This window comes from Paenibacillus sp. S02, from assembly GCF_019454065.1.
GTDB lineage: Bacteria > Bacillota > Bacilli > Paenibacillales > Paenibacillaceae > Paenibacillus > Paenibacillus polymyxa_B.
Window position 1 is genome coordinate 2,597,858 of the sequence record NZ_CP073682.1, and the last position, 13,242, is coordinate 2,611,099.

The following is a 13,242-nucleotide window of genomic DNA, read 5'->3' on the forward strand; positions in this document are numbered from 1 at the left end:
ACGATCTGCTCCTGACTGCTTTGGGCATGATGCTGTACACATGGACCGGCCATGAACGCAGCCTGATCAACCTGGAGGGACACGGACGTGAGGATATTTTGCCGGATACGGACATTTCTCGTACGGTAGGCTGGTTTACGAGTCAATATCCGGTATTGCTGGACATCGGTCGTGATCACGCTTTGTCGGGACGCATCAAACAGGTCAAAGAGAGCCTGCGTCATATTCCGAATAAAGGAATGGGCTACGGAATCTGGAGATATTTGAGTGAATCCGGCCAAACGGTTGGTCAGCAAGCAGATGCACGGCACCTTGGTCAACATCAAGGTTTTGCCGAGCCACAAGTGAGCTTTAACTATCTCGGCCAGTTTGATCAGGACTTGCAAAACAGCGATATGCGTAGGTCTCCTTACTCGATTGGATCAGTCGTTAGTGACCGAACGAAGATGAAATATGCTCTGGATGTGAGCGGAATCGTAACGAACGGCATCCTGGAACTGGACATTCGGTATAACGGCAAAGCCTTCCGTAAGAACACGGTCCACATGCTAGCCAATCTGCTGAAATCCAATCTGCTTGAAATGATCGAGCATTGTGTCACACGGGAGCGGACCGAATTGACTCCAAGTGATGTATTGCTAAAAGGTCTGACTCTGGAGCAATTAGATACGATTAAGGAGCAGACCAAGACGGTTGGGGAACTGGAAAATATGTATCCGTTAACGCCCATGCAAAAGGGGATGCTGTTCCATAGTTTGATGAATGCAGAAACAGGAGTGTATTTTGAACAGGCGACCTTTGATCTGGAGGGGTACTTTGAACCGTCCCTATTCGAGGAAAGTCTGAAGCTGCTGGTTAGCCGACATGCTATATTACGGACGAATTTCTACAGTGGTTGGTATGGCCAACCGTTGCAGATCGTCTATCGTCATAAAAATCCGAGCTTCCGTTATGAGGATGTCAGAGGGCGTGAACACGCTGTAGCTGAATTTGTGGCCCAGGATAAAGCTCGAAACTTTGATGTAAGCAAGGATGCGCTCATGCGCGTAGCCGTCTTCCGCACGGGTGATAGCTCCTACCGTTTTGTATGGAGCTTCCATCATATTGTGATGGACGGCTGGTGCCTGTCGCTGGTGACGGACGAAGTGTTTGGTGCATATGTTGCCCTGCTGGAGCACAAGCAGCCAGAGCTCGCACCTGTCAAGCCGTATAGTGACTATATCGAATGGTTGGAACATCAGGATGCACAGGAAGCGACCCGTTATTGGAGTGACTATTTGGCGGGTTATGAGCAGCAAACCTTGTTGCCTGGTGAGAATGCGCAAGCTTCTGTAGTCGCACGGGATGAAGAACCAGACGGAAGCGGTGCGGGTTCCCATTCCGGCTATGTTTCGGAAAAGCTTCCATTTATGTTGGGTAAAGAACGGACCGCGGCATTGAACCAAATGGCCAAGCAACAACATGTCACGATTAACACATTGCTGCAAAGCGTGTGGGGCGTTATTTTGCAGCAATACAATAATCATCAGGATGTTGTATTTGGTGGTGTAGTATCTGGTCGTCCGGCAGACATTCCAGGCGTAGAGAACATGATCGGTTTGTTTATCAACACGATTCCGGTACGCATTTGCAGTGCACCGGATGCTACATTTGCTGAAGTATTGCAGCGCACACAGGAGCAGGCTTTGGCCTCCGGTGTCTATGACACGTTCCCGCTATACGATATCCAGGCACTGACTGCACAAAAACAAGACCTAATTAATCACATTATGGTCTTTGAAAACTACCCGATCGGGCAACAGATGAAGCAGGTGGGTGGTTCCGGTGAGACAAGAGCACAAAATGGCTTCTCTATTGCCAATGTGGCACTTGCCGAACAAACCAACTACGATTTCAACCTGATTGTCGTGCCTGACGAGGATATCTCCATCCTGCTTGAATACAATGCTCTGGTGTATAACCGGTCTGCCATGGAGCGTATCCAGGGCCATATCGACCACGTCATCGGACAAATCGTGGACAATCCGAATATCCGTGTGAATGAGCTGGAATTGGTAACCCCGCAAGAACAGGCACAGATCGTTCAGGTGTGGGGGGATACGGCGGCAGCCTATCCGCAGGATCAAACGCTAAGTGCACTGTTCGAGCAGCAGGTAGCCAACACACCGGATCAGGTGGCGGTGTTGTGCGGATCGGAATCGTTGACCTACCGTGAGCTGAACGAGCGAGCCAATCGTCTCGCACGCACCTTGCGTGCGGAAGGTGTTGAACCGGATCAGCCTGTAGGCATACTGGTTCAGCGCTCGCTGGACATGATCGTAGGCATCTACGCGATCCTCAAAGCAGGCGGAGCCTACGTGCCCATCGATCCAGAATATCCGGCGGACCGCATCCGCTTTATGCTGGAGGACTCGGAAGCGAAGCTGGTGCTGACGCAATCGCATCTGGCAGAGCAAGCATCGCTGAGTTTCAACGGCCAGGTGCTGGTGTTGGATCGTCATGAGCAGGATGGCCAAGATATTTACCACGAAGACGGCTCGAATCTGGAGCCACTGACCGGGCCGCACCATGTAGCCTATGTCATCTACACCTCCGGCTCCACGGGAAAACCGAAGGGCGTGATGGTGGAGCACCATTCCGTGCTGAACCGGATTTTGTGGATGCATGATCGTTACGGCTTGAGTGCGGAAGATACGATTCTGCAAAAGACCGCCTTCACCTTCGACGTGTCGGTGTGGGAGCTGTTCTGGTGGTCGCTGGTCGGCTCGAAGGTGAGCCTGCTGTCAGTCGGAGGGGAAAAGAACCCGGAAGACATCGTCGACACGATTGCTCGCGATGGCGTGAGTACGATGCACTTTGTACCCGCCATGCTGCATGCGTTCCTGGAATATGTGGAGCAGCAGCCACGGGAAGTGATGCAAGCGAAGCTGGGAACGTTGCGTCATGTCTATGCCAGCGGCGAGGCATTGCCGCCACAGCATGTGGCACGATTCCAACGGCTTGTGTCGAGCCTGGCTGGAGCCAAGCTGATCAACTTGTACGGCCCAACCGAAGCGACGGTGGACGTATCGTACTTCGATTGCGAGCCTAATGAAGCCTATTCGGTCATTCCGATCGGAAAACCGATTCAAAACATTCGTCTGTACATCGTGAAGGAAGGCACGGAGCAATTGCAGCCGATTGGGGTTGCGGGTGAGCTGTGCATCGGCGGTGTCGGCGTAGCCCGAGGCTATCTGAACCGTCCAGAGTTGACGGCAGAGAAATTCGTAGCCGATCCGTTTGCAGGCGGAGAAGCAGACTATGAACGGATGTATCGCACAGGCGATTTGGCGAGATGGATGCCGGACGGCAACATTGAATATCTGGGCCGGATCGACCATCAAGTCAAAATCCGGGGTTACCGGATTGAGCTGGGCGAGGTCGAATCGCAGCTGCTGCAAGTGGAATCGGTACGCGAAGCCGTGGTCATGGCGCGTGCAGACGAAACGGGCCAAAAACAAATGGTGGCGTACTATGTCGCGGGGCAAGAAATGGGTGCTAGCGAGCTGAGAAGTGAGCTGGGCCGGGAGCTACCAAGCTACATGGTGCCATCGTACTTTGTACAGCTGGAACAGATGCCGCTGAGTCCAAATGGGAAAATCGACCGCAAGGCCCTGCCAGCACCGGAAGGCAGCCTGCAAACCGGAACAGATTATGCAGAGCCGCGTACCGCGCAAGAACGAGCTCTGGTAGCGGTCTGGCAGTCGGTACTGGGACTACAGACTGTTGGTATTTTGGACAATTTCTTTGATCTGGGCGGCGATTCGATCAAGGCGATCCAAATCGCATCGCGTGCGTTCCAGGCCGGCTATAAGCTGGACATGAAGGATTTGTTCCAGTATCCAACGGTTGCAGCACTGGCACCGCATATGCATGAGGTCAGCCGTATGGCAGATCAAGGAGAAGTGAGCGGGGAAACCGCTTTGCTTCCGATCCAGCATTGGTTCTTTGCGCAGGAGCGCGAGCGTCCGCAGCACTTTAATCAGGCGGTCATGCTCTATCGTGCCAAGGGCTTTGATGAGACGGCGGTTCGCCAAGTCATGGATCACATCGTAAAGCATCATGATGCGCTTCGTACGGTTTTCCGTCAGGCTTCATCCGGTTACGAGGCTTGGACACGTGGTGTAGATGAAGGCGCGTTGTATACGCTGGAAACCGCAGACTACTGTGAACAAGTAGCCTATGCGGAAGCGCTGGAAGCAAAGGCAAATGAAATTCAAAGCAGCATCGACCTGTCCGCAGGACCTTTGGTCAAACTCGGATTGTTCCGCACAGCAGAGGGAGATCATTTGCTCATAGCCATTCACCATTTGGTGATAGACGGGGTGTCGTGGCGGATTCTGTTTGAAGATTTCTCGACAGGCTACGAGCAGGCGATCAAGGGCGAGCCTGTACGATTGCCCTATAAAACGGATTCCTTCCAAACATGGGCACGGGAGTTGTCGTTTTACGCCAACCGTTCTGCGGAGGCATCGGATACAGTCTACTGGCAGCAGCTGGAACAGGCCAAAGCGGAAGCGGCGCCGCTGCCGAAGGATTTTTCCTATGAGGGCTCCTTGAATGCAGACAGCGAAGTGCTGACGGTAGAGTGGACCGAAGCTGAAACTCAGCAACTGTTAAAGCAGGCACATCGCGCCTATAACACCGAGGTCAATGATTTGCTGCTGACTGCGTTAGGATTGGCAATGCACAACTGGACAGGCGCAGGACAGGTGCTGGTGAATCTGGAGGGACATGGCCGGGAAGCGATCCTGCCAGAGGTGGATATTACACGTACGGTAGGCTGGTTTACAAGCCTGTACCCGGTGCTGCTGGAGATAGGCAAGGAAATGGCACTGACACAGCGGATTAAAGAAACGAAGGAAGGTCTGCGCCGAATTCCGCATAAAGGGCTGACGTATGGCACATGGCGCTACCTGTCCCCTGCGTTCGCATCGGATGAAGCGCGTACGATTGGAGCAGAACCGGAAATCAGCTTTAACTATTTGGGACAGGTCGATCAGGATGTACAAAACAGTGGAATCACATTGTCATCCTATAGTGCAGGGGAGACAGAGGATGCCCATTCACCGCTGCAATATACGCTGGATTTGAACGCGATGATCTCGGAAGGCACGCTGCGCTTGACGATCGCTTACAATCGTAAGCAGTATCGCAAAGAAACGCTGGAACGTGTGGCGGGACTGCTGCAATCTGCTTTGCAAGAGGTGATTACACATTGTGTCGCTCAGGAACAGCCGCAGCTGACGCCGAGTGATGTGTCCTTCAAAGGTCTGACGACGGGAGAACTGGAACAAATTGCGAAACAGGCTGCACGTACAGGGGAGCTGGAAAATGTATACGCGCTGACGCCGATGCAAAAGGGCATGCTCTTTTACAATCTGATGGACTCGCAATCGGGAGCTTATTTTGAACAGGCCTCCTTTGATCTGCAAGGACATTTTAATATCGATGCGTTTGCGGCAAGTTTGGATGTATTGGTGCAGCGGCATACGGCACTGCGCACGAATTTCTACAGCGGCTGGAAGGATGAACCGCTGCAGGTCGTGTACCGCAATAAGCGCAGCGAACTGTATGTAGAGGATTTGCGGGATATGGAGGAAGAGCAGCAAAACGAGTACATCCTCGAATTTACGCGCAAAGACAAGCAAAGAGGCTTTGATCTGGCACAAGATGCCTTGATGCGTGTCGCTGTTTTGCGCATAGGTGAGGATGCGTACCGTTTTGTGTGGAGCTTCCATCATATCGTGATGGACGGCTGGTGCTTGTCGCTGGTGACAAACGAAGTGTTTGCAAGTTATTTTGCGCTATTGGCCCATAAACAGCCGGAGTTGTCGCCTGTAACGCCGTACAGTCAATATATCGAATGGCTGGAGCAGCAGGATCGTCAGGCCGCATCAGGTTACTGGAGCAAGGTTCTGGAAGGATATGAGGAACAGTCCCGCCTGCCACAGGCAAAAATCCAGGGTAAGACGGGGTATCAGGCGGAGCGTCTGGATTTTGACTTGGGCGCGGAGCTAACGGCAGGCATTCAGCGCATAGCCAAGCGTTATCAGGTAACGATCAATACGTTGATGCAGACGGTGTGGGGCCTTTTGCTGCAAAAATATAATGGCACAGATGATGTGGTGTTTGGCAGCGTGGTATCTGGACGTCCGGCAGACATTCCAAATGTGGAGCACATCATAGGTCTGTTTATCAATACCATTCCTGTACGCATCCGCAGTCAAGTGGACAGCTTATTCTCAGACGTGATGAAGCAAACCCAGGAGCAATCCATTGCTTCCCATGCCTATGATACGTACCCGTTGTATGAAATTCAGGGATTGTCGGAGCTTAAGCAGGATTTGATCAATCATATTCTTATTTTTGAGAACTATCCGGTAGAGGAACAATTGGAGCAATTAGGCAACGACGATGAGTCCAGCTTCAGTATCACAGGAGCCGAGTCTGTCGAGCAGACCAACTATGACTTTAACCTGGTGGTACTGCCGGGGAACACCATTCACATGAGTTTTGGTTATAATGCCTTGGCCTTTGAACGGGAAAGTGTAGAGCAAATTCGAGGTCATCTGGTACAGCTGCTGGAACAGGTGACAGCGAAGCCGGATATCCGTGTTCATGAACTAGATATGGTAACCGCGCAGGAGCGTGAGCAAATCGTCGAGGTTTGGGGCAATACTGCGGTAGCCTATCCAAACGAGCAAACGATCCATGGCTTGTTCGAGGCGCAAACCGCGCGGACGCCGGAGCAGACAGCACTGTTCTTCGAAGGAGAGCAGTTGACCTATCGTGAACTGAATGCACGTGCCAATCGATTAGCTCGTACCTTGCGTAACCAAGGCGTGACGAAGGATCGTCTGGTAGGTCTGATGACCGAGCGTTCGGTGGACATGATCGTGGGCATCTTCGGGATTTTGAAGGCCGGGGGTGCATATGTCCCTATTGATCCAACCTATCCGGAGGAGCGTATCCGCTACATGCTGGACGACTCGGGTGCGAAGCTGCTGTTGACGCAAAGCCATCTGGTAGACAAAGTCACGTTTGACGGCCGCATGCTGGTGCTGGATGGAACGCAGGATGTGTACCATGAGGATCATTCCAATTTGGAACCGTGGTCCGGTCCGAATGATTTGGCATATGTGATTTATACGTCGGGTACGACGGGGCAGCCAAAAGGCGTAATGCTCGAGCATCATGGGCTATGCAATTTGAAAACGTATTTTGATCAGACGCTTCGGATGAGCACGTCGGATCATGCGTTGCTGTTCGCCAGCTATTCGTTTGATGCGGCTTGCTGGGAAATCTTTCAGGCGCTATTCTGCGGAGCCACGTTGTATGTGCCAACGTCAGAAACGATTTTGAACTACGAGCGGTTTGAGCAATATATGGCGGATCATCAAATCACCGTGGCCGCTTTGCCACCGACCTATGCGGTCTATCTGGAGCCAGAACGGATGCCAAACCTGCGTATTCTGTTCACTGCGGGTTCCGCATCTTCAACAGAATTGGTATACAAGTGGAAGGATCAGGTGGCGTACTACAACGGCTACGGTCCCACCGAAAACTCGGTGGCGACGTCCATCTGGCCCGTATCCGAGGATGAGAGAGCCGGACAGATGATTTCTATCGGACGCCCTGTGCCGAATCATCGGGTATACCTGGTGGATGTGCATGGACATTTGGCTCCGATAGGCGTAGCGGGTGAACTGTGCGTGTCCGGTCCGGGTCTGGCTCGGGGTTATCTGGATCGTCCAGAGCTGACGGCTGAGAAATTTGTATCGAATCCGTTTGCGGCTGGTGAAGCAGGGTATGAACGGATGTACCGTACGGGTGACTTGGCGAGATGGATGCCAGACGGCAACATCGAATATTTGGGCCGGATCGACCATCAGGTGAAAATCCGGGGCTATCGGATCGAGTTGGGCGAGGTCGAGGCACAAATTTTGAAAGTAGAAGATGTACAAGAGGTCATCGTACTGGCCCAGGCGGACGATCAAGGGCAAAACCAACTGGTAGCGTACTATGTTGCTGAACGGGAAGTAAGCGCGGGTAAGCTACGCAGCTTACTGGGCGAGGAGCTACCAAACTACATGGTGCCTCCGTATTTCATCCAGCTGGAGCAGATGCCGTTGACACCGAATGGTAAAATCGACCGCAAGGCACTGCCAGCACCAGAAGGCAGCCTGCAAAGCGGAGCGGATTATGTAGAGCCGCGCACAGCGCTGGAGCAGACGTTAGTGTCCATTTGGCAGGCTGTATTAGGAGCGAAGAGAGTCGGGATTTTGGATAATTTCTTTGATCTGGGTGGCGATTCGATCAAGGCAATCCAGGTATCCTCCCGTTTGCTGCAAGCGGGCTACAAGCTGGACATGAAGGATTTGTTCCAATATCCTTCCGTCTCGCTGCTGAGTGGTTATGTACACAAGGTCAGCCGTACAGCCGATCAGCGGGTGGTTTTGGGAAGCGCCAAGCTAACCCCGATTCAGCAATGGTTCTTTGGACAATTATCAGCAGAGCCGCATTATTTCAATCAGTCGGTGATGCTGTATAGAGCACAAGGCTTTGATGAAGCCGCATTGCATCAAACGGTGACCAAGGTAACGGAGCATCATGATGCGTTGCGTATGGTCTTCCGTCAGACCGAACAGGGCTATGAAGCGTGGAATCGCGGTTTGAACGAAGGTCAGCTGTACAGTCTGGACGTTGTGGATTTGACGGATGTGCAAAACATTGCAGATGTTGCAGCAGCAATTGAGGTGAAAGCCAATGCCATCCAAAGCTCCATTCGTCTGGACGAGGGAGCACTGGTCAAGCTGGGACTTTTCCGCTGCATAGATGGGGATCATTTACTGATTGCGATTCACCATTTGGTGGTGGACGGCATTTCATGGCGGATTGTGTTTGAAGATTTTGCCGCGGGATATGAGCAGGCGGTTCGTGGAGAAGCCATTCGTTTGCCATATAAAACGGACTCGTTCTCCACTTGGGCAGAGCGCTTATCACAATATGCGAATAGTCCGGCCATCGAAGACGAACGCGAATACTGGCACCGTCTTGCCCAAACGGAAGTTGCATCGTTGCCTAAGGATCAAGAGCGAGCAGAGGGACAACATTCTCTAATCAGAGACACTGCGACGGTGAGCGTAGCTTGGAGCGAGCAGGAAACACGACTGCTGCTGCAGGAAGCACACCGTGCGTACCACACCGAGGTCAATGATCTGCTGTTAACCGCACTCGGCACAGCGTTATATAACTGGAGCGGTCAGGAGCGCGTGCTGGTCAATCTGGAGGGACATGGCCGGGAAGCCATTGTTCCAGATATCGACATCACCCGTACCGTGGGCTGGTTTACAAGCCAATATCCGGTGCTGCTGGGTGTGGACGGAAAGGCGGAAGTAGGGCAGCGCATCAAGCGGGTGAAGGAAGACCTGCGTCATGTGCCGCATAAGGGCATTGGCTACGGTATTTTGAAATATATGTCTCAGGATGATGCCCATCCTTCCTGGACCTTGCAGCCTGAAATTAGCTTTAACTATTTGGGACAATTTGATCAGGACTTGGAAAATGGGGATATCACGCTGTCTTCACATCCAGGTGGAGAGCCGATGAGTGATCATACCGTTCTGGAGCATCCGCTGAATGTGAACGGAATGATTACAGCGGGCGCGCTGACACTGGAAATTCGCTATGACAGTAAGGTATATCATCAGCAAAATGTAGAAAACTTTGCGCAGTTGCTGCAGGAAAGCTTGCAGGAAGTGATCGCTCATTGTGCCTCCAAAGAGCGGAGTGAACTAACACCAAGCGATGTATTGTTCAAAGGCTTGACACTGGAGCAACTGGAGCAATTGACGGAGCAAACAGCTTCTGTGGGCGAGCTGGAAAATGTATATGCTCTTTCGCCAATGCAGAAGGGAATGCATTTCCATAGCTTGATGGAGCCGGAGTCAGGCGCCTACTTCCAGCAAGCCTCGTTTGATCAAAAAGGGAGCTTTGATGTAGCTGTTTTCCGCAAGAGTCTGGATGTACTGACACAGCGTCATGAAGCGCTACGGACGAATTTCCATATGTTTGAGACAGGGCACAGTCAGGAGCCATTGCAGATCGTGTTCCGTCACAAAGATAGCGACCTTTCCTTCCAAGATGTACGCGGCATGCAGGAAGCGGAGCAACAGGCGTATATCCAGGCGTTTAAGCAGGAGGACCAGGCTTGGGGCTTTAATCTCGGTACCGATGCACTCATGCGCGTACAGGTATTGCAAACAGATGAAGAAACGTATCACTTGGTATGGAGCTTCCATCACATTGTCATGGACGGCTGGTGCTTATCGCTGGTTACTGGTGAAGTGTTTGGTACGTACTTTGCATTGCTGGAGCAGAAGCAGCCGGAGCTTGCTCCTATCACACCATATGGCCAATATATCGAATGGCTGGAACGTCAGGATGAACGTGCGGCAAAAGATTATTGGAGCAGCTATTTGGCGGGCTTTGAACAGCAGACGTTGTTACCTGGATCAGATGCTTCATCGAAAGACCAAGCGGCGGACAGCAGGGAAAATACTGTATCCACTACCACAAGCGACACCAGCAAATATATCTCTGAAAAAATAACGGTAGATCTGGATCCAACGTGGAGCGAAGCCATACACCGGATTGCGAAGCAGCAGCAGGTCACGATTAATACGCTGATGCAGAGCGTGTGGGGCCTTATTTTGCAGAAATATAATAACAATGAGGATGTTATTTTCGGTAGTGTCGTATCTGGACGTCCGACGGATATTGCTGGCGTAGAGCATATGATTGGTTTGTTCATTAATACGATCCCGGTGCGGATTCAAAGTGAACGGAATGCCACTTTTGTGGAAGTGATGCGGAAAACGCAGGAACAGGCACTGGCCTCGGGAGCCTATGACAGTTTCCCGCTGTATGAAATTCAGGCGCTGACGGAGCAAAAGCAGCATCTGATTAACCACATTATGGTATTTGAGAATTATCCGGTAGAGGAGCAAGTCGAGCAGTTGGGTGAAGTTCGTCCGTCCGCTTTTGAAATTACGAATGTAGAGGTTGTTGAGCAAACGAATTATGATCTGGACTTGATTGTGATGCCAGATGAAACCTTCCGCATCATGTTTAGATACAACGCCAATGTATATGATCGGTCTACGATAGAGCGAATGCAGGGACATGTACTGCATGTCATCGAGCAAATCGTGAATAATCCGCATATCCGAGTGAATGAGCTGGAATTGGTAACACCGGAAGAACAGGCACAGATCGTTCAGGTCTGGGGGGATACGGCGGCAGCCTATCCGCAGGATCAAACGCTAAGTGCACTGTTCGAGCAGCAGGCAGCGAAAACACCGGATCAGGTGGCAGGGTTGTGCGGAGCGGAGTCGTTGACCTACGCGGAGCTGAATGAGCGAGCCAACCGTCTCGCACGCACCTTGCGTGCGGAAGGTGTTGAACCGGATCAGCCTGTAGGCATACTGGTTCAGCGCTCGCTGGACATGATCGTAGGCATCTACGCGATCCTCAAAGCAGGCGGAGCCTACGTGCCCATCGATCCGGACTATCCGGCGGATCGTATCCGGTTCATGCTGGAGGACTCGGGAGCGAAGCTGGTACTGACGCAGTCGCATTTGGCCGAGCAAGCGTCACTGAGTTTCGACGGCCAGGTGTTGGTGCTGGATCGTCATGAGCAGGATGGCCAAGACATTTACCACGAAGACGGTTCGAATCTGGAGCCACTGGCCGGACCGCACCATGTAGCCTATGTCATCTATACCTCCGGCTCCACTGGGAAACCGAAGGGCGTGATGGTGGAGCACCATTCTGTGCTGAACCGGATTTTGTGGATGCATGATCGTTACGGCTTGAGTGCGGAAGATACGATTCTGCAAAAGACCGCCTTCACCTTCGACGTGTCGGTGTGGGAGCTGTTCTGGTGGTCGCTGGTCGGCTCGAAGGTGAGCCTGCTGTCAGTCGGCGGGGAAAAGAACCCGGAAGACATCGTCGACACGATTGCTCGCGATGGCGTGAGCACGATGCACTTTGTGCCCGCCATGCTGCATGCGTTCCTGGAGTACGTGGAGCAGCAACCACGGGAAGTGATGCAAGCGAAACTGGCAACGCTGCGCCATGTCTTTGCCAGCGGGGAAGCATTACCGCCACAGCATGTGGCGCGGTTCCAACGGCTTGTGTCGAACCTGGCTGGAGCGAAGCTGATCAACTTGTATGGCCCAACCGAAGCGACGGTGGACGTATCGTACTTCGATTGCGAGCCTAATGAAGCCTATTCGGTCATTCCAATCGGAAAACCGATTCAAAACATTCGTCTGTATATCGTGAAGGAAGGCACGGAGCAATTGCAGCCGATTGGGGTTGCGGGTGAGCTGTGCATCGGCGGTATCGGCGTAGCCCGCGGTTACCTGAACCGACCGGAGCTGACGGCCGAGAAATTTGTGAAAGACCCGTTTGCAGGCGGGGAAGCCGGGTATGAGCGGATGTACCGCACAGGCGATTTGGCGAGATGGATGCCGGACGGCAACATTGAATATCTAGGCCGGATCGACCATCAGGTGAAAATCCGGGGTTACCGGATTGAGCTGGGCGAGGTCGAATCGCAGCTGCTGCAAGTGGAATCGGTACGCGAAGCCGTGGTCATGGCTCGTGCGGATGAAACGGGCCAAAAACAAATGGTGGCGTACTATGTCGCCGGACAAGAGCTCAGAGCCAGCGAGCTGAGAAGTGAGCTGGGCCGGGAGCTGCCAAGCTACATGGTGCCATCGTACTTTGTACAGCTGGAGCAAATGCCGCTGAGTCCAAATGGCAAAATTGACCGTAAGGCCCTGCCAGCACCAGAAGGCAGCCTGCAAAGCGGAGCCGATTATGTCGCACCGCGGACGTGGGTGGAAGTGAAGCTGGCACACATTTGGCAGGATGTGCTGGGCCTCACGCAGGTTGGTGTGAAGGAAAACTTCTTCGAGATTGGCGGACACTCGCTGCGGGCGACGACACTGGCCTCGAAGATTCACAAGGAGCTGAACAAACCGCTTCCACTGCGCAGTATTTTTGAAGCACCAACCATTGAACAGTTGGCAACGGTGTTAGAAAGTCTGGATCAAGTAACATACGCGTCCATTCCGGTAACGGAAGAACGCAGCTTCTACCCGTTATCTTCGGCGCAAAAACGACTGTATG

At 52.5% G+C, this 13,242-nt stretch carries 1 protein-coding gene (running past both ends of the window); it reads left to right on the forward strand.

Every position in this 13,242-nt window falls within one protein-coding gene, locus tag KAI36_RS11565, for a non-ribosomal peptide synthase/polyketide synthase, read on the forward strand. The gene is 42,270 nt long; 13,363 of those nucleotides lie to the left of the window and 15,665 to its right, leaving coding positions 13,364–26,605 in view, spanning codon 4,455 (partial) through codon 8,869 (partial); the first complete codon in view begins at nt 3. The start codon and the stop codon both lie outside this window.